Origin of the sequence: Oceanococcus sp. HetDA_MAG_MS8 (genome assembly GCA_019192445.1) — a bacterium.
Taxonomy (GTDB): domain Bacteria; phylum Pseudomonadota; class Gammaproteobacteria; order Nevskiales; family Oceanococcaceae; genus MS8.
The window spans coordinates 74,220-91,206 of the sequence record JAHCMK010000006.1; the positions used below are offsets into that span (position 1 = coordinate 74,220).

The following is a 16,987-nucleotide window of genomic DNA, read 5'->3' on the forward strand; positions in this document are numbered from 1 at the left end:
GGCCGCTAACTGAGAAAACACCCCATTGCGCTGCTCGCACCCTGGGTGGAATGCAACGCCATCAAGTCTCTGCAGCCTTGCCGCTCACAAGCGCAGCTCACCGGCCTCCAGCGCCACTTGCTTATCCGCACTGAGTTCTAGATAGCTATCTTTGCCGGCCTCGAGCACATAAACAGGCTCGTCATTGACCTTCCAAGCCGTTTCTTTGAGCTCTACTTTTTTGTACTTAAAGGTACCGGTGGTGTCTTGAGCGGTGCGAATACGCAGCAGCACAGGCACCGCATAGCGTGGCAGGCGATCAATGAGGGTGCGGGCAATACTGGGATCGAAGTGATAACCCGGCGCCATGCTAATGGCTGCCATGCCCGCGCGGCCGTCGGCACCGGGGATTTCCACACCATAGACCACAGCATGCTCAATACCAGGGCAGCCGGCGAAGGCGCCCTCCACTTCTGTAGTCGCCACGTTTTCGCCCTTCCAGCGGAAGGTGTCACCGGTACGGTCTACGAAGGCAATGTGTTTGAAACCCTGGTGGCGTACCAGATCACCGGTGTTGAACCAGCAATCTCCCTTTTTGAATACGTCCCGCAATAGCTTCTTTTCGCCGGCTTTGGGGTCGGTATAACCGTCAAAAGGGGCGGTATCTGTGATTTCCGTGATGAGCAAACCGGTCTGGCCTTTGGCCACCTTATCTAGGCGCCCCTTGCTGTTGCGGATGGGAGCATCCGCCTCGCGATCGTAGGCCACCACGGCAAAGCTCATGGGACAAAAACCGGCCGTTCGATCGACATTAAAGCCGTTAATAAAGCCCACATTGCTTTCGCTGGCGCCGTAAAACTCGTTGATGCGCTCAATGCCGAAACGTTGCTTGAAGGCATCCCAAATTTCCGGGCGCAGGCCATTGCCCACAATGACCTCCACGGGGTGGTCGCGATCATGCTCCGTGGCCGGCTGGTTGAGCAGGTAGCGCAGCAGCTCACCGATGTAACAAAAGGCGTTGGCGTTGACCTGACGCACCTCATCCCAAAAACCACTGGCTGAGAACTTACGCCCAATGGCCAAGGCGCAGCCAGCATGCATCACGCTGCTCCAGCTCACTGTGAGGGCATTGTTGTGATACAGCGGCAAGCAGCAATAAAACACATCATCTGGGCTCAGGCGCAAACTCGCTAAACCCATGCCAGCGCCGGCTTTAAACCAGCGGTTGTGGCTCATGATGCTGGCCTTGGGCAGGCCGGTGGTACCGCTGGTAAAGATATAAAAACAGGGTTGCTTGAGCTTCACAGCAGCCGTTTCGGCACGGTTGCTGGGGTCGGCCGCAGGGAGTAGCTGGTGCAAATCTAAATAGCCCCGAGGAGCAGCCTTGGTCGGGTTCTCCCGCACCCAGAGCCACACCGGCTGATGGGCTTTGGTAATGGCCGCCTTACTGCCTTTCAAGCTCTGCGCACATTCCTCACCCACCAGAATCGCTTTGGGCCTGACCAGCCCCACGGAATGCTGCAGAACCTCTCCAGTTTGGTTGTGGTTCAGCATCCCGGCAATGGCGCCCAATTTCACCACGCCAGCCACCATGGCAAATGTCGCCGGCCGGTTGTCCAGCAAAATTCCGACGGTGTCGCCGGCAACCACGCCCTGCGCAGCCAGCACATCGGCCACGCGATTGGCCCAGGTATTGAGTTCGCGCCAGGAGTACCGCTCATCGCCTTGAATCAAGGCGGTTTTGTGCGGCTGTTTGCGCGCCCAGTCTTCCAGCATCTGGCCAATGCTTTGCTGCTTCTCCGGCTTGGCCAATGCCAGCCGCAGCAGACCTTTGTTGATGGTAAGCGCATGAGGAAGTCCCTCAAGGGCGCCCTTGGCTAGATCGCGAAAGCTCACGACATCGGCAGTGCTCATCCCGTCTCCTGCTGTCTTTTCGCTGCGCATGCTAGCAGGACCGGGGTAGACCGGGGCTACAATGCCGCATGCAGAAAAAACAAGTGGTGATTGTGGGTGGGGGCTTTGGCGGCCTATTTTGCGCGCGTGCGCTGGGCCGCAAAGCGAATGTGGAGGTCACGCTAATTGATAAGCGCAACTTCCATTTGTTCCAGCCCCTGCTCTATCAGGTGGCCACCGGCATTTTGACCGTAGGCGATATTTCTACGCAGCAGCGGGTGGTTCTGCGCCGTTACAAAAACGTGCGCACCATCATGGCCACCTGTTACGACATTGATGTTGAGGCGCAGGTGGTCCGCCACGACCGTGGCACCACGCCTTACGACGAATTAATCGTCGCCACTGGGGTGAAGCACCAGTATTTTGGCAACGACCATTGGCGCGCCTACGCCCCGGGGCTGAAAACCATTGAACATGCGTTGGATATGCGCCATCGCATCTTCCGGGCTTTTGAGATGGCCGAGACCGAAACCGACCCGGACCGCCGCCGCCGCTTACTCAATTTCATTGTGATTGGTGCCGGGCCTACGGGTGTGGAACTGGCGGGTGCTTTGGGCGAACTCGCTCATCGCACCATGCTCGGTGACTTCCGCGCTATCAATACTGCGGACGCCAACATCACCCTGCTGGAAGGGGCTCCGGCTGTATTGCCCGTGTATCCCGCTGACCTGCAAACCAAGGCACAGCGCTACCTGGAGGATTTAGGCGTCACAGTGCGCACCGGAACCCGCGTCGAAGATGTGGCGGCCGGTCGCGTCCATGTGCGCAACGCCGATGATAGTACTGACGTCATCGAAGCCGAGACCATTCTTTGGGCGGCTGGGGTGGAGGTCAGCGCCTTTGGTCGTATTTTGGCTAAGCGCACCCAAGCCACAACCGACCGTGGCGGCCGCCTGCTTGTCGATGAGAAACTGCGCCTGCCCAGCCACCCCAACATCACTGTTGTCGGTGATTTGGCCTGCTTCCAGCCCGACAATAGCGAGCGACCACTACCGGGCTTAGCACCTGTGGCTATTCAACAAGGCCGCTATGTTGCCAAGCGCATTCATCGCGAAATGCAAAACAAATCCGTGCCCGCATTCCGCTATTTGGATAAGGGCAGCATGGCTATTGTGGGCCGGCATCGGGTGGTAGGCACGGTGGGGCGTTACAAGCTCACGGGCTTTTCAGCCTGGGCCACATGGGCCCTCGTGCATATTTGGGCCCTGATCGAGCCGGGCCAGCGCATGAGCGTGTCATTGCAATGGATGTGGCGCAGCTTAGGTCGCACGGCCGACCGCTTAATCACCGGCAACCCACCAAAAACCTCAGACGTACTCAAAGCGCGGGGTATCGACCCAGCCACCTTGGAGAAAGCGTCTTAAGGGCCTGTGCGAGCCGCTCCCGGCAAGAGCATGGCGCCAGGCAGCCCTAAAACAGCTCGATATCGCCTTCGCCCATATCTTTTTGCACCACAGACTTATGGCCGCGGTCGGCCAAACGGCTGCGCAGCTGCATCAACCGGCTCTGTAGGGTTTGTTGGAAACTGGACACGCGTTCGGCGCCACGACTCGCATCGGCGAGAATATCGTTCACCAGCAGGTTCAAGTCGCGCGCCAACTGCTCCACATTATCTAACTCGGCGTCGCAATAGGCGCTGAGCTGATCCACCATGTCCGCGAACTGCATGGAACGCACGGCATCACCCCGCACCTGCTCGCTGACGGCATCTTTAGAGGCCTCAACCAAGGCGGCCAGCGGATTGGCGGCGTCCGCAATGATGGTGCGAATTTGGCTCACAGCCTGGCGCACAGCACCCACCTCTTCGAGTACCAAAAACCCAGCCGCTTGTTTGGTGAGCAGGTAATCCTGGCGCTCACTGTTCTTGAGTTCGTCCACAGCTCATCCTTGACATTGGGGGGTGCGATTTACACCGACGTGGGCTATTGCAAGAGCCGTGCACCGGCGCAGGAACACACGATGGCAATCTGTGATCTTCGGTCACCAGACCAGCCCGAGAGCCGTCTCATGCGGACCGCGCCAGCATGGTGCCCATCAGCACCTGCCCCTGAACCTGCACCAAAGACTGCGGACGGAACAGACCACCGCGCCAAGATTCTGGCGCTGCAACCCAAACTCGGCGGCTAGAAGGCCCAGCCCAAGTGCAGCTGCGCCCCATCCAAAGTCAAATCAAGACCATCTTCATCGTCTGCGCCAATGTCGTAGCGTTGCAGGCGGTAACCGGCCCCTACACGCACAGCATGGAAGGCAAACTCGACCCCCACATTTACGGTGTAAGCACGGTCGCCCTCATATTCCACCCATTGGCCGCCAAGGACAAAGCCCATGCGGTCCTGGCGTACCGGCCAGTTCAGCCTGGCTGCCGCCATGGGCACAACTTCGTCCACGTCCTGGACCCCAATGTTGTCGCCCTCGCGGGCGTCCAATTGCCCCTCCAGGCTACGCAGCGTTGCGCCTAGCTCCAACGGCCCAAAGCTCAGTGGGTAGAAACTCGCCTGAATGTCTTCCACATCAACCCGGCTGCTCACCTCAAACTCCTGTGGCCCAATCGGAATCAGGCCTAATAAGAGGTTGTCCTGCTCCACGGTGCCCTGGCCATCCAGGGAGATATCTTCATAGCGAATCTCCCAGCGGCGGCCCACCAGAGCGACGGAGTACACCTCGTTTTTATCAACCCCCAGGTCGCGCTCAACGTCGTAGTCCACATTGTCTTCGCGCACCGTTCCCTCGGGGTCGGCCTGCCAAACATTGAGCTGCAGTGTGGGCCCGGCAGCACTCGCGGGGCTCAGCAACAGGCCGAGGACCAAGGCAGCTACGGAAACTTTCGGCGACCCGCCTAGGTCGTAGCGTTGGTGCCGGGGGTGGCGCTGCGTCAGGGGGCGCGACCAGCTCAAGCCCTTGAAAATCATAAAAATGCCCTTATGCCTGCGCCTGTGCGTGGGTGAGATCGTCGCATTCATGCCGTCCATAGCGAAAAAAAGAGTTCCATGCGCTTGAAGAGACCACTCATTATTACCTTAGTGCTCAGCCTGAGCATGACAGCCGGCTGGGCTTGGGCACGCTGGCCTTCAAGCTTGGGCGGCCAGCGCACCATTGCGCCCATGCTCGAAGAGGTCACGCCTGGAGTGGTGAACATCGCCACCCGCACGCGAATGGCGCAGCAAGATAATCCCATGCTGCAAGACCCGTTCTTTCGCTTCTTTTTCGACTTACCCCAACCCCGCCAGCGCGAGTCTCAGTCGCTGGGATCAGGGGTCATCGTCGATGCCAAACAAGGCCTGTTGCTCACCAACCACCATGTGATTGATAAAGCCACTGAGATTTCGGTCACGCTGAACGATGGACGTGTTTTGGAAGCCGAACTGGTTGGCTCCGATGCGGAAACCGATATCGCCGTGCTGCGAGTGCCGGCTCAAGACCTCACCGAGGTGGAGTTCGGCGACTCAGACAACCTTCGTGTCGGCGATTTCGTGGTCGCCATTGGCAACCCCTTTGGCCTAGGCCAAACGGTCACCTCGGGCATCATTTCGGCCTTGGGTCGAACCGGCTTAGGCATTGAAGGTTACGAAGACTTCATTCAAACCGATGCCTCCATCAACCCCGGCAACTCAGGTGGTGCATTGGTCGATATGGACGGCCGCCTCATCGGTATTAATACCGCCATTGTTGGCCCCTCCGGTGGCAATGTAGGCATCGGCTTTGCAATCCCTGCGCGCATGGCCCGCACACTGATGGAGCAAATCGTCGCCTACGGCGAGGTGCGCCGTGGCCGGTTGGGAGTCAGCGTCCAGGACCTCAATCCAGAACTAGCCCAAGCCTTGGGGGCGGGTGACCGCCGAGGCGCTGTGATCGCCCAGGTGGAATCTGGCTCAGCGGCCGACAAAGCCGGCCTGCAGTCTGGAGATATCGTGACTGCCGTCGACGGCCGAGACATCAACTCTGCGGCTGATTTACGCAATGCCATCGGCCTCATTCGCGTGGGCCAGAGTTTGGATATGGAGGTGTTTAGGGAGGGCCGTGTGCGCCAACTCACCGCCACCATTCCCGACGCTGCCCCGGTGGATGCCAGCCGCTTATCGGAGCTACTAGGCGGCGCGGCTCTTGGCGAAATGGACAATACGCATCCCTTATACGGTCGCGTTCAAGGGGTGGTTGTGAACCGTGTTCAACGGGGTACGCCAGCGGCGCGTGCAGGACTCCGACCAGGCGATGTGATCAGCTCGGTCAACCGGCGTCCCGTTCGCAACCTTCAAGAATTCGAGGCCGTGGCCCAGGCCGCGCGGGACCAGCTCCTGCTGAACGTGCGCCGTGGGCGGCAGGCCTTCTTCCTGATGCTGCGTTAACCGCGCCGCTATCGGGAACCACCAAAGGCGTTAACAGCGCCGAAAACAACACAGCAATGACTGGGGCTCTTGGCCAGGCGCTAGGGGCACGGGACCTTTGTTTTTTTGAGGACGACAACATGCAACAACCCATGGGGAGGCCAGCATGATTGATGTACAGGCCTTAACCAAAGACTTTGGCTCACGGCGTGCCGTGGACCAGCTCTCGTTTCAGGTCAAACCGGGTGAGGTGCTGGGCTTTCTCGGCCCCAACGGAGCCGGCAAGTCCACCACCATGAAGATGATTACCGGCTTCTTGTCGCCCACTGCGGGCTCCGCCAGTGTAAACGGCTTTGATATCCAGACCCAGCCGGTGGAGGCCAAACGCCAGTTTGGCTACCTGCCCGAGGGCGCACCGGGTTATGCCGATATGCGGGTGCTGGAATTCCTGGAGTTTGCTGCGGACCTGCGCCAGCTCAGTGGCAGCCAGCGAACGGAACGCCTGCGCCAGGTGGTGGCGGATGTGCACCTCGAAGGTGTACTGGGCCAGAAGATCGACACCTTGTCCAAGGGCTTCCGCCGCCGCGTGGGGCTGGCTCAAGCCATCCTGCACGACCCGCAGGTGCTGATTCTGGATGAGCCCACCGATGGCCTGGACCCCAACCAAAAACATGAGGTCCGCCGTCTCATCAACGGCATGGCCAAGGACAAGATCATCATCATTTCCACCCACATCCTGGAAGAGGTGGAGGCCATCTGCACCCGGGCGATGATTATCGCCAAGGGCCGCATTCTGGCTGACGACACCCCTGCTGCTCTGGCCGCCAAGGCCGAATCCGGGCGGCTGGATGATTTCTTCCGCGACATCACCGCCGGAGGCCTGTCATGAACCCCATTGGCGTGATTTTCCGCCGCGAACTGGCGGCTTACTTTGCCACCCCCCTGGCTGTGGTCTTCATCGTGATCTACCTGATGCTGGCCGGAGTGTTTACCTTTTACCTGGGTAATTTCTTTGAGCGCGGCCAGGCTGATCTGCAAGCCTTCTTTGGCTTTCATCCCTGGCTGTACCTGTTCTTGGTGCCGGCCATTGCCATGCGCATCTGGGCTGAAGAACGTAAAAGCGGCACCATCGAACTGCTGCTGACCCTGCCGATCACCATGGTGCAGGCAGTGATCGGCAAGTTTCTGGCGGCCTGGGCCTTTGTGGCCATTGCCTTGGCCGGCACCTTCCCCATCTGGATCACTGTGAATGTGCTGGGTGACCCTGATAACGGCGTGATTGTGGCCGCCTATCTGGGCAGCTTGCTCATGGCCGGTGCTTATCTGGCCGTGGGTGTGGGCGTCTCGGCCTTTACCAAAAGCCAGGTGATTGCCTTCATCGTGGCCTTGGTGCTGTGCTTTGTGTTCACGCTGGCTGGTTTCCCGCTGGTGCTGGATGCCTTCTCGGCCTGGCTGCCGGGCGGCATCGTCGACGCCCTGGCCGCCATGAGCTTCCTCACGCATTTTCAATCCCTGCAAAAAGGCGTGATTGACCTGCGTGACCTTGTTTTCTTCCTCGCCTTCATCGGTGCTTGGCTGTATGCCTGCGCCCTGATTGTCGACGCCAAAAAAGCCGACTGAGGAGATCACCATGCAGACATTCTTTCAACGCTCCAGCCTGGGGCTGGTCTTTGTGGTGCTGGTCGCCGTCATCGCTGTCAGCCAGGTGCTGTTCAAGGGCGTGCGGCTGGACCTCACCGAAAACAACATCTACTCCCTCTCCGACGGCACGCGGAATCTGGTGGAGAAAATTGAGGAGCCCATCACCCTCTATTTCTTCTACTCCCGCGATGCCGCCACCGGCCTGCCCCAGTTGCAAACCTGGGCCACCCAGGTGAAGGAGTTTCTTGAGGAGCTCACCTTAGCCGCTGGCGGCAAGATCAAGCTCAACATCATCAACCCCGAACCCTTCTCCGAAGAGGAAGACCGGGCCACGGCGCTGGGCGTACAGCCGGTGCCCCTGGGTGACAGCGGCGAAACGCTGTACTTCGGCTTGGCCGGCACCAACACCGTGGAAGACGTGGAAACCATTCCCTTTTTCCAGCTCAATCGCCAGGCTCAACTCGAGTACGACGTGGCCAAGCTGGTGTACGGCCTGTCCACGCCCACCAAGCCCAAGCTGGGCCTGCTGAGCAGCCTGCCGGTCAATGGTGGTTTTGACCCCATGCGGCGCCAACCTCAGCAGCCCTGGATGAGCGTGAGCCAACTGCAAGAGTTCTTCAGTGTGGAAACGCTGGATGACTCTCTGGATGTGGTACCCGAAGACGTGGACCTGGTGATGCTGGTGCACCCGGTGAAGCTGCCCGACAACACCCTCTACGCGCTAGACCAGTTCGTTTTGGGTGGCGGGCGCCTGCTCGCCTTTGTAGACCCCTTCTCGCAAATGGCTGGCCCCATGAGCATGGACCCCAGCAGCCAGGGCCCCGGCCCCAACTCGGACCTGGAACCTTTGTTGGCTAGCTGGGGGCTGAGCCTGTCCAATGACATCGTCGGCGACGGCGGGGCAGCCCTGCAGGTGAATGGTCCCAATGGCCAGCCCACCTATCACCTGGGCATGCTGGGTTACACCCCGGCGGAGCTGAACCGCGAAGACATCATCACCCAGGATGTGGATAGCCTGAACATGGGCCTGGCCGGCTACTTCACCGTGCAGGAAGATGCCAGCACTACGGTGACTCCGCTGATCGAGTCCACCGAGAACGCTGCACCCATTCCCAGCTTCAAGATCCAGCCCGGTATGGACCCCACCAGCCTGGCCAGTGGCTTCACCCCCACCGGTGAGCGTTACATGCTGGCGGCACGCGTTTCGGGCCCGGCACAAAGCGCTTATGGCGAGGAGGCCCCGGCTGCTGCGGCCACTGGTACTGAGCACCTCAGCGAAGGGGATATTCAGGTCGTGGTCGTTGCCGATACCGACCTGCTGGCCGACCAGTTCTGGGTGCAGGTGAGTAACTTCCTAGGCCAACGCATCGCCTCGCCTTTTGCCGGCAACGGTGATCTACTGGTGAATGCCGTGGACAACCTGCTGGGTAGTGCGGACGTGATCTCTATCAAGAGCCGCGCCGGCTACAGCCGCCCCTTCACGCTGGTGGAACAGATGAAGCGCGAAGCCGATCGCAAGTTCCGCGCCCAGGAGGAGCGCCTGCAGCAAGAACTGCGAGAGACCGAGCGTAAGCTCACCGAACTGCAAAGCCAGGAGCAGGAAGGCAACATCCTCACCCTGTCGCCGGAGCAGCAGGCGGAGCTGGATCGCTTCCTCGAGGCCAAACTGGCCGTCCGCAAAGAGCTACGCGCTGTGCGCTACAACTTGAATAAGGACGTCGAAGCCCTGGAGGGCTGGCTGAAGTTCATCAACATCGCCGGTGTTCCGCTGCTGCTGATCATCATCAGCCTGATCATCAGCCGGCGCCGCCAAGCCAAGGAGGTACGCATCTGATGGCAAGCAAGCAACTACGCATTCTGGCGGTGCTGGCCGTGGCCTTGTCTGGCCTGGCCTGGTTTGCTGCCCAACGTGACCAGCAAAGCTATGCCCCGGAAGATCTGGGGCTGTTTGCTCCCGAGCTGGAAAGCCGCTTGGCTGAGGTCACCGCCGTGGAGATTCACGCCGCTGGCGAAGAGCCCTTTGTGCTGGAACACGCCGGGGACGATCGCTGGGTGTTACCGGCCAAGACTTCCTACCCCATCGATGTCTCCAAACTGCGCGAACTGCTGCGTAATCTGGCCACAGCCGAAGTGGTAGAAGCCAAGACCGCCAACCCCGAGTGGCACAGCCGCTTGAAGCTGCTGGACGTCGCCCAAGCCAGCGACACCACCATCGAAGTAATTGCACGTGCCGATGCCGAGCCCGTGCTGGGTGTGTTGATTGGCAGCAGTGGTCAGGGTGGACAATATGTGCGCAAGACCGGCGAAAACCAGACCTGGCTGATTGGTCAAAACATCCGCCCTCCGCGTACAGCCGAAGACTGGCTGGATAAGACTTTGGTCGATATTAAAAGAGCGGAACTGGCTAGCGTCAGCGTGGAGGAAAATGGCGAACAAGTGTTCGCACTCACACTCCAAGATGCAGACAGCACGGACTTTGAGCTCAGCCCAGCACCTGCACAGGGGCGCAGTGTGAATACGGCGAATAGCAACCGACTACTGTCTGCCCTGAGCAATCTTCGCTTGCTGGATGTGCGTGCTGCGCAGGCGGATGACGAACAAGCCGAATGGCGCCGTCTAAATTTTGTCCGCCAAGATGGCTTGCATGTCGAAGTCGAAATACGTCAAGATGACGGTGCGCACTACATGCGCCTACAAGCCAAGGAGGGAGAGCCGATGCCACCCGCGCAGCCCGCGAGTGATGGAGCATCTGCTGAATCCCCTTCAGACCTGCAGGCCATAGTGCAGACAATTAATGGCCGCGCTGCAGGCCGCGTGTTCGAAATTTCCAGCTACCCCGGCGGTGGCTTACTGCTCGAATACGACAAACTGCTCCGTGACCCACCAGCTGAGGACCCTGACGCCTGAACAGGCGGCAGACCTCCCCCCCAAGGCCCGGCTCCCCGCCGGGCCTTTTTGTTTCTCTGGCCCCGGCTCCCCGCCGGGCCTTTTTGTTTCTCTGGCCCCGGCTCCCCGCCGGGTCTTTTTGTTTTTCCTGGCCCCGGCTCCCCGCCGGGTCTTTTTGTTTTCCCTGGCTCCGGCTCGCCGCCGGGCCTAGCAATAACTGGGGTCCAAACCCAGCTGCGGCCCATACTCCGCAAACCATGCCAAGGCCTGCTGGGTCTCAATAAACGCCGGGTCCCAGTAATTAACGTTCCTGACGATCTTGCCGCCTTCGACCATGAGCTCAGAACGGGTAATGGTGTTTAAATCCGGCAAGCCCGCCTTGCGATATTCCACGCGGGTAAAGTAGTGAACAACCTGATCGAACATCGGTAAGGTGGCCACAATTCGATGCTGCCGTTGATCAAAATGACGGTCGAAATTCGTGACCGAACGTTGCAGGCCTTGGCAAATTTGGGTGGGCCCTACAAGCACAGTGGGGGTCGGCAATCCGTAAACGCGGTACTCAGCCTCTGGGGCATAAATGGCTTCTAGTTGCGCCCATTGGTCCTTACTGTAGGCGGCTTCAAATTGCGTCCAAAATTGTTGCAGGACCTCTACGGCTTCAGTCATCGTTGTGCTCCTCGAATGTGACAGAGCGCACTACACTGCGGGTTGAATCTGTCCCGCTCAATTCCGCATAAGGAATCAAATACATGCAGACTGACCATGCGGAACTGGGTGTGGTGCTGCGTTTGCTTCGGCAACGTCAGCAGCTTTCCCAACATCAACTGGCCCTCGACAGCGGCCTGCAACAAAGACAGATCAGCTTTTTTGAGAGTGGGCGGGCACAGCCACGCTTAGCTAGCTTGCAGAGGCTAGCGACGGCCCTTGATCTACAGCCTTTTGAGTTTCAAGCTCTACTTCGCTGCACCAGTGCACGACCGGACCCAGCGGCCGCGCAGACCGCATCCAATCATGACTTTCAGGCCTTGGCGCGGGCGCACCGCTGGCCGGCCTTAATCTGTGATCGCCTCGGGCATATTCATGCCGTCAATGAAGCCCTGGAGCGCATCACAGAGCAGGCAGGCTTAAGCATTGACTGGCCGGGCCACAATCTCTACGCCATCAGTTTCAGCCCCGGCGGCCTGCTGCCCTGGCTGAAGGAACCAGCGCAGGTCTGGTCTGCGACCAAATGGCAGGCGTTGGCCCAGGCGGATTACGCACCCAGCCTCAGACACCTGTTCGCGCAACTAGAGGTGCACATTCCCGAATCACGCTCCGAACCCCAGCAGCCTGGAGTCGAAAGCTATTGCACATCCACGGGGCGCTGGAGCTTCAAAAGTTGGAATACTCAGCTGGGCGCAACCGACGCGGAGCACGGCGCCTTCTTTGTACATCTACTACAACCCGTGGAATGGGCCACCCAGGCCAGCCCAAGATCGACATGTCGGGCCATAACACCATGAACAAGAAATTGGAAACACGGGCTTTTGCCTTAGCCACTGGTGATGAAGATGCGCGGGCCTGTCAGGACATATCTAAGGACCAATGTCGGGACCAGCCGCGGAACTTTGGCCTTACCTTGCTCAGCCTCGCGGCCACAAAAACCGGCGATGAACTCGCGAGTGCACGCCTGGTTCTGGCCTGGCTACTGCTCAGCGTAGGTGCACCGGAATACCTACTAGCGCTGCTGGTGCCCATCCGTGAAGCCGGCGCGCTGCTGCCCCAGCTGTTGGTCGCCGCGTGGATACGCCGGCTGAAGCTCCGCAAGTGGGTGTGGGTGCTTGGCAGCCTGCTCCAAGGCCTGGCCTTGCTCGGCATGGTCGGTGTGAGCCTGACATTCAGCGGCCACCCAGCCGGCTTGGCTATCGTGGGTTTGCTGGTGCTCTTCGCACTCGCGCGTGGCTTGTGCTCGGTGGCTTATAAAGATGTTTTGGGCAAAACGGTGGACCGCGGTAAACGCGGCCAGCTCAGCGGGTGGGCCAGCTCAGCTGGCGGCCTGGGTGCTATCGCCGCCGGCATCTGGCTGCAAGTGGCACAGTCCTCGCCCGCTCAGCAGGTGCCGCTACTGTTGATGTGTGCAGGGGTGCTTTGGCTGCTGGCGGCCACCAGCTACAGCCGACTGCAGGAATACCCAGGGGCGACATCTGGCGGAGCCAACGCCATCGCGGAGGCTTTCAGCAGCTTGAGCCTGCTGCGCACTGACAAGGTATTTGCGCAATTTTGCTGGACACGCACCTTACTCCTGAGCACGGCCTTGGCCTTTCCCTTTTATGCCGCTTTGGCCAGCGAGTCTGGCCAGGACCTGGCCACATTGGGCGGCATGGTGGCCGCAGGTGGCTTGGCGGGTTTACTGGCTGGGCCTGCCTGGGGGCGCTGGTCTGATAAATCCAGCCGCCAAGTGATGATGACCACGGGCTTACTCGCGGGCCTACTCGGCATAGCAACCTGGCTGCTCTACCCGTTTATCGCACAGGGGCCTATGCAGGGCTGGCTGCTGAGCGCGCTGTATTTCATCATCGCGCTGGCTCATCAAGGTGTTCGGGTGGCGCGTAGCACCTACTTAGTCGACATTGCCCCAGAGTCCAAACGTGCCAGCTACACAGCTGTTAGCAACACCTTAATCGGCGTATTACTGCTCTTGACCAGCAGTGTTGGAGCCCTAACACCTTGGTTAGGAGCCTCTGGTGTTATCGGCCTTTTTGGACTCATGGCCTTAGGCGCTGCGCTGAGCGCCTATCGCCTCCCGGAGGTGGACAAGGCGCGTGAGCAAGCCAGTCGCTGATTTGCTGCGCTGCACGATTGGCGGCAGCCCATAGCCTGGGTATAGTCTGGCGATTGGGGACAGGGCGTCATTTTTTTGGCGCAGTGGAGGAAAGATGACTCAGGCTACGGGCCCGCAAACACATCCGGTGCAGCCACCATCGTCAATGGACCAACCAGCCAGCACTGAGTTAGCGCAGCTACAACAGGAATTGTTGGCACATATTTGCGACATAGACACAGAGAGCCAGCAGATTGATCTGGCACCGCGCTTTGAACCTGCACTGTTCAAGCAAGCTTAAGCCGCTGCCGGTCTACTTGCGCATCCACTCCGCTCTGAGTGTGCGGCTGGCGTCGGGGTCGCCTGCTTGTTGAATGCCGTGCCCATGCTGGCCTTTGCCGACCGTGAGGGTTTGACCTAAGGTAATCAGCCCATGTTCGCGGGCCGTTGCGCAAGGATGCGCCGTATGACTCACCCATCTCGCCGAATCATTGCTCTAGCTACTGCCGGCATTATGACCGTGGCTTGCGGCGGTGACCCAGTACTGCCCGAAGATCCACCCAACACCATTGAAAGCAGCTCTCCGCTCAAAGTGTTGGTGTACACCCGCACAACGGGTTTCCGGCACCCAAGTATTTTTGCGGCGATTCCGGCCATTCAAAGCCTGGCCGATAACGCTGGCTTTGAGGTGAATTTCAGCGAGGATCCAACAGGCTTTACAAGCGCCAACTTGGCTGAGGTCGATGTGGTGGCCTTTGTGAACACCACCGGCCAAGTCTTGGATACACGCGCCCAACGCCAAGCCTTTGAAACATTTATTCGTAACGGTGGTGGCTTTGTAGGCGTTCATGCAGCAGCCGATACTGAGCAGGACTGGCCCTTCTACAGCGAGCTTATAGGCGCGCGTTTCATGGCGCACCCAGTACTCCAGCAGCCAGGCACATTGATTTTGGAGGACCCTAGTCATCCTACCCTGGACTTCCTAGGGGATAGCCGCTGGCCTTTGCTTCTAGAAGAGTTTTATAGCTTCAGCAGCAACCCACGGTCGAAGGTCCGGGTGCTGATGCGCTTGGATGAGTCCGATAATTTGTTTCTCAACCCCAACACCAGTTGCGACCCTAGCGGTCCCACCTTTCCCCAGGGCTTTGATGCCTACATGGGAGATCATCCCATGAGCTGGTGCCATGACAATTTAGGCGGGCGAGCTTGGTATACGGCTCTAGGGCATGGGGCCCACATGTATGTCGACAGTGAGTTCCGCCAACATGTGTTGCGCGGCATTCTCACTGCTGGAAAACGCATTCCAGCCAACTGCACGCCACTGCCAGCTCCTGCAGGCCTACCGGAGTACCGCCCGCCCGAGCTGCGCGCCTGTTACGAGCTAGTTCTACCCCCACTGAACTAAGCCTTAGCCGCACTCCTCCGCACCCATACGCAGGGCGTACTGCCGATACCGGGTGTGACCACATGAAGCACGCGCTGGACATTTTCATTAGATTTATCTAATTTAGAAAAATGACAAGTGTGCCTACAAGCTCTGCGGCTAGCGCAACACCCAGCTTTGATGACATGGTGCATCACGCTGGCGAGGCCACACGTTTGCTCCGCGCCCTCGCCAACCCCAGCCGCTTGCTGGTGCTGTGTGTGCTCAATCAAGGTGAGCGCTCGGTCAGCCAGATTAACGCTGAAGTCCCCGTGGCACAGTCAGCGCTCTCCCAGCATTTGGCTGTGCTGCGCAAGGACGGACTGGTATGCACGCGGCGTGAAGCACAAACGATTTATTACCGCGTATGTCCTGGCCCCGCTGCCGACATACTGCAAATACTGCATGCGCATTATTGCCAACCGCCATTAGACGGAGACAGTCCATGTACACCGTGACCGAATTCACGCCTATACCCGCATTGATCGGCGGATTGCTCATCGGGAGCAGCGCCCTCCTGATGCTGGGTGCCTTAGGCCGGATTGCTGGTATCAGTGGCATTGCGGGCAATCTACTGCAAGCTCCTGCAGGCGACCGTAGCTGGCGCTTAGCCTTTGTACTCGGACTACTTGGCGGGGCGGCCAGCTACCTCTTATTCGCCCCCGCCGACGCGATTCACATTCACATTGATGCGGGCTGGGGACTGATGCTTGGTGCTGGCTTACTGGTGGGCGTAGGTACGCGCCTGGGCTCAGGCTGCACCTCTGGTCATGGTGTATGCGGCATCGGTCGGCTATCGCCGCGCTCCTTAGTCGCAACCGGCGTATTCATGGCCGTGGCTATCGGCGTCGTTGCCGTCATGCGCCATGGATTAGGAGTCTAAGATGCCGCTCCTCACTGCCTTATTCGCTGGCTTCCTATTCGGCTTAGGCTTGGCTGTATCGAACATGATGGACCCGGCCAAAGTGCTGAGCTTCCTAGACATTTTGGGTGCCTGGGATCCATCTCTGATGTTGGTGATGGGCGGCGCTATTGCCGTCACCCTGCCCGGCTTCAGGCTGGTGCTCAAACGTCAACGGCCTCTTTTTTCGGGCCAGTTCCACTTACCAACCAAGTCCGATATCGATCGCCCGTTACTTGCAGGAGCGGCCATCTTCGGGCTCGGCTGGGGCCTAGCCGGACTCTGCCCTGGCCCTGCACTGGCCGGACTCGTGACGGGGGAGCCGCGCATTATTGGCTTTGTCGTTGCCATGCTGGCCGGTTACATCTTGACCGGCTGGCTGCAAACCCGCGAACCGGCCCTACGCGCCCAAAGCAACCCCTAAACGATGGGCCAGCGACACCAAAACTAGCTGTGTTTGTTTGGCGGTTATTGGCCGCAGATTGGCGCAGATTGCCTGAAGAGTCTCTCAGTCACCTAAACACCCAATCGCGGCTGCAGCCTCAACCACCCCAAAGCCCGTTTTCCTCACTGTACCGATCAAGAATTAGCCGTTCGGCGGCCACTGACTGTTTTCAACAGACGGTTCGGATGCCTTCAGTTTGATTCACGTCCGCGGTGTCGCCAAGCCGCTGAATCCACAAAGCAGAAAACCAAGCCAATAAGACTCTCCCCATCCTGTCCATCTGTGGAAACAAGGAATTCGCGACACACCTGCGCCAATCTGCGGCCACTGACTTTTCCACAGATGACACAGATAAGCACAGATTTGTCAGGGACTCGGCCATCACAGCAGTGACGTCCAGCCCTTGCTCAGCTTGAGCCTCAGTCTCGCCAACACCTACGAAGATCCTGAGCCGCCTGTGTATTCAAAAAATCTGCGGAACATCTGCGGCTATTGCTTTTTCCACAGATGGCTCAGATAAAAGCAATTGATTGGTAGTCGGCCTCCCCTCTGGCCAGACTCAACACCCTCAGGGCCTGACCACGATCTATGCGTTCAACCATCTGTGCTCATCGGTGACCATCTGTGGAACAAC

Annotated in this window: 18 protein-coding genes; 13 read left to right on the plus strand and 5 right to left on the minus strand. The window is 59.1% G+C overall.

The features are described from left to right. Positions 1 to 84: 84 nt before the first annotated feature. Positions 85 to 1,893: a long-chain-acyl-CoA synthetase gene (locus tag KI787_11640; protein MBV6630605.1), complete on the minus strand. Its 1,809-nt coding sequence runs from the start codon at positions 1,891 to 1,893 to the stop codon at positions 85 to 87. A 68-nt stretch (positions 1,894 to 1,961) separates the two neighbouring features. Here KI787_11640 and KI787_11645 point away from each other — a divergent pair, with 68 nt between their 5' ends. Beyond that, on the plus strand, positions 1,962 to 3,296 hold the full coding sequence (locus KI787_11645) for an NAD(P)/FAD-dependent oxidoreductase (GenBank protein MBV6630606.1): 1,335 nt from the start codon (positions 1,962 to 1,964) through the stop codon (positions 3,294 to 3,296). A 46-nt stretch (positions 3,297 to 3,342) separates the two neighbouring features. Here KI787_11645 and KI787_11650 read toward each other — a convergent pair whose 3' ends face one another. Further along, positions 3,343 to 3,810: a hypothetical protein gene (locus tag KI787_11650; GenBank protein MBV6630607.1), complete on the minus strand. Its 468-nt coding sequence runs from the start codon at positions 3,808 to 3,810 to the stop codon at positions 3,343 to 3,345. A gap of 245 nt (positions 3,811 to 4,055) precedes the next feature. Further along, positions 4,056 to 4,841 carry a hypothetical protein gene (locus KI787_11655; protein ID MBV6630608.1) on the minus strand — a complete coding sequence of 262 codons (786 nt, stop codon included), beginning with the start codon at positions 4,839 to 4,841 and terminating at the stop codon, positions 4,056 to 4,058. Positions 4,842 to 4,925: 84 nt separating this feature from the next. On the opposite strand from KI787_11655, the gene KI787_11660 reads away from it, so the two are divergent. From KI787_11660 to KI787_11680, 5 genes are all read left to right on the plus strand, one after another. Then, the gene (locus tag KI787_11660; protein MBV6630609.1) at positions 4,926 to 6,275 is read left to right on the plus strand and encodes a DegQ family serine endoprotease; all 1,350 of its coding nucleotides are present in this window, start codon (positions 4,926 to 4,928) and stop codon (positions 6,273 to 6,275) included. A gap of 145 nt (positions 6,276 to 6,420) precedes the next feature. Continuing rightward, positions 6,421 to 7,143: an ATP-binding cassette domain-containing protein gene (locus tag KI787_11665; protein MBV6630610.1), complete on the plus strand. Its 723-nt coding sequence runs from the start codon at positions 6,421 to 6,423 to the stop codon at positions 7,141 to 7,143. Beyond that, entirely contained in the window at positions 7,140 to 7,874 is a 735-nt protein-coding gene (locus KI787_11670) for an ABC transporter permease subunit (GenBank protein ID MBV6630611.1), read from the plus strand. Before KI787_11665 ends, KI787_11670 begins: the two co-directional genes overlap by 4 nt. A 10-nt stretch (positions 7,875 to 7,884) precedes the next feature. Continuing rightward, a complete protein-coding gene (locus KI787_11675) occupies positions 7,885 to 9,729 on the plus strand; it encodes a Gldg family protein (protein MBV6630612.1) in 1,845 nt (614 codons plus the stop codon). Continuing rightward, positions 9,729 to 10,802 carry a DUF4340 domain-containing protein gene (locus tag KI787_11680; protein ID MBV6630613.1) on the plus strand — a complete coding sequence of 358 codons (1,074 nt, stop codon included), beginning with the start codon at positions 9,729 to 9,731 and terminating at the stop codon, positions 10,800 to 10,802. The genes KI787_11675 and KI787_11680 overlap by 1 nt, the downstream gene beginning before the upstream one ends. A gap of 186 nt (positions 10,803 to 10,988) precedes the next feature. Here KI787_11680 and KI787_11685 read toward each other — a convergent pair whose 3' ends face one another. Continuing rightward, positions 10,989 to 11,450, minus strand: a complete 462-nt coding sequence (locus KI787_11685; GenBank protein ID MBV6630614.1) for a hypothetical protein — start codon at positions 11,448 to 11,450, stop codon at positions 10,989 to 10,991. A gap of 83 nt (positions 11,451 to 11,533) precedes the next feature. Here KI787_11685 and KI787_11690 point away from each other — a divergent pair, with 83 nt between their 5' ends. From KI787_11690 to KI787_11700, 3 genes are all read left to right on the plus strand, one after another. Beyond that, the gene (locus tag KI787_11690; protein ID MBV6630615.1) at positions 11,534 to 12,286 is read left to right on the plus strand and encodes a helix-turn-helix transcriptional regulator; all 753 of its coding nucleotides are present in this window, start codon (positions 11,534 to 11,536) and stop codon (positions 12,284 to 12,286) included. After that, positions 12,283 to 13,605, plus strand: a complete 1,323-nt coding sequence (locus tag KI787_11695) for an MFS transporter (protein MBV6630616.1) — start codon at positions 12,283 to 12,285, stop codon at positions 13,603 to 13,605. Before KI787_11690 ends, KI787_11695 begins: the two co-directional genes overlap by 4 nt. Before the next feature lie 94 nt (positions 13,606 to 13,699). After that, entirely contained in the window at positions 13,700 to 13,885 is a 186-nt protein-coding gene (locus KI787_11700; GenBank protein MBV6630617.1) for a hypothetical protein, read from the plus strand. Between the two features lie 12 nt (positions 13,886 to 13,897). Here the strand turns inward: KI787_11700 and KI787_11705 are convergent, their stop codons facing one another. Then, positions 13,898 to 14,059 (minus strand): hypothetical protein, encoded by a 162-nt coding sequence (locus tag KI787_11705; GenBank protein MBV6630618.1) that lies wholly within the window; start codon positions 14,057 to 14,059, stop codon positions 13,898 to 13,900. Here KI787_11705 and KI787_11710 point away from each other — a divergent pair. From KI787_11710 to KI787_11725, 4 genes are all read left to right on the plus strand, one after another. Further along, complete coding sequence (locus KI787_11710) at positions 14,051 to 14,989, plus strand: ThuA domain-containing protein (protein MBV6630619.1); 939 nt, start codon at positions 14,051 to 14,053, stop codon at positions 14,987 to 14,989. The two genes, KI787_11705 and KI787_11710, sit on opposite strands and share 9 nt — an antisense overlap. Before the next feature lie 164 nt (positions 14,990 to 15,153). Further along, a complete protein-coding gene (locus KI787_11715) occupies positions 15,154 to 15,465 on the plus strand; it encodes a winged helix-turn-helix transcriptional regulator (protein ID MBV6630620.1) in 312 nt (103 codons plus the stop codon). Beyond that, positions 15,453 to 15,890: a YeeE/YedE family protein gene (locus tag KI787_11720; GenBank protein MBV6630621.1), complete on the plus strand. Its 438-nt coding sequence runs from the start codon at positions 15,453 to 15,455 to the stop codon at positions 15,888 to 15,890. The genes KI787_11715 and KI787_11720 overlap by 13 nt, the downstream gene beginning before the upstream one ends. Position 15,891: 1 nt before the next feature. Beyond that, a complete protein-coding gene (locus tag KI787_11725) occupies positions 15,892 to 16,332 on the plus strand; it encodes a YeeE/YedE family protein (GenBank protein MBV6630622.1) in 441 nt (146 codons plus the stop codon). Positions 16,333 to 16,987 lie beyond the last annotated feature (655 nt).

What these genes read in the sequence shown, in the direction of transcription:
- KI787_11640 (MBV6630605.1), bottom strand. Translation starts at nt 1,893, where the DNA reads ATGAGCACTGCCGATGTCGTGAGCTTTCGCGATCTAGCCAAGGGCGCC.
- KI787_11645 (MBV6630606.1), top strand. Translation starts at nt 1,962, where the DNA reads ATGCAGAAAAAACAAGTGGTGATTGTGGGTGGGGGCTTTGGCGGCCTA.
- KI787_11655 (MBV6630608.1), bottom strand. Translation starts at nt 4,841, where the DNA reads ATGATTTTCAAGGGCTTGAGCTGGTCGCGCCCCCTGACGCAGCGCCAC.
- KI787_11665 (MBV6630610.1), top strand. Translation starts at nt 6,421, where the DNA reads ATGATTGATGTACAGGCCTTAACCAAAGACTTTGGCTCACGGCGTGCC.
- KI787_11670 (MBV6630611.1), top strand. Translation starts at nt 7,140, where the DNA reads ATGAACCCCATTGGCGTGATTTTCCGCCGCGAACTGGCGGCTTACTTT.
- KI787_11675 (MBV6630612.1), top strand. Translation starts at nt 7,885, where the DNA reads ATGCAGACATTCTTTCAACGCTCCAGCCTGGGGCTGGTCTTTGTGGTG.
- KI787_11680 (MBV6630613.1), top strand. Translation starts at nt 9,729, where the DNA reads ATGGCAAGCAAGCAACTACGCATTCTGGCGGTGCTGGCCGTGGCCTTG.
- KI787_11685 (MBV6630614.1), bottom strand. Translation starts at nt 11,450, where the DNA reads ATGACTGAAGCCGTAGAGGTCCTGCAACAATTTTGGACGCAATTTGAA.
- KI787_11690 (MBV6630615.1), top strand. Translation starts at nt 11,534, where the DNA reads ATGCAGACTGACCATGCGGAACTGGGTGTGGTGCTGCGTTTGCTTCGG.
- KI787_11695 (MBV6630616.1), top strand. Translation starts at nt 12,283, where the DNA reads ATGAACAAGAAATTGGAAACACGGGCTTTTGCCTTAGCCACTGGTGAT.
- KI787_11700 (MBV6630617.1), top strand. Translation starts at nt 13,700, where the DNA reads ATGACTCAGGCTACGGGCCCGCAAACACATCCGGTGCAGCCACCATCG.
- KI787_11710 (MBV6630619.1), top strand. Translation starts at nt 14,051, where the DNA reads ATGACTCACCCATCTCGCCGAATCATTGCTCTAGCTACTGCCGGCATT.
- KI787_11715 (MBV6630620.1), top strand. Translation starts at nt 15,154, where the DNA reads ATGGTGCATCACGCTGGCGAGGCCACACGTTTGCTCCGCGCCCTCGCC.
- KI787_11720 (MBV6630621.1), top strand. Translation starts at nt 15,453, where the DNA reads ATGTACACCGTGACCGAATTCACGCCTATACCCGCATTGATCGGCGGA.
- KI787_11725 (MBV6630622.1), top strand. Translation starts at nt 15,892, where the DNA reads ATGCCGCTCCTCACTGCCTTATTCGCTGGCTTCCTATTCGGCTTAGGC.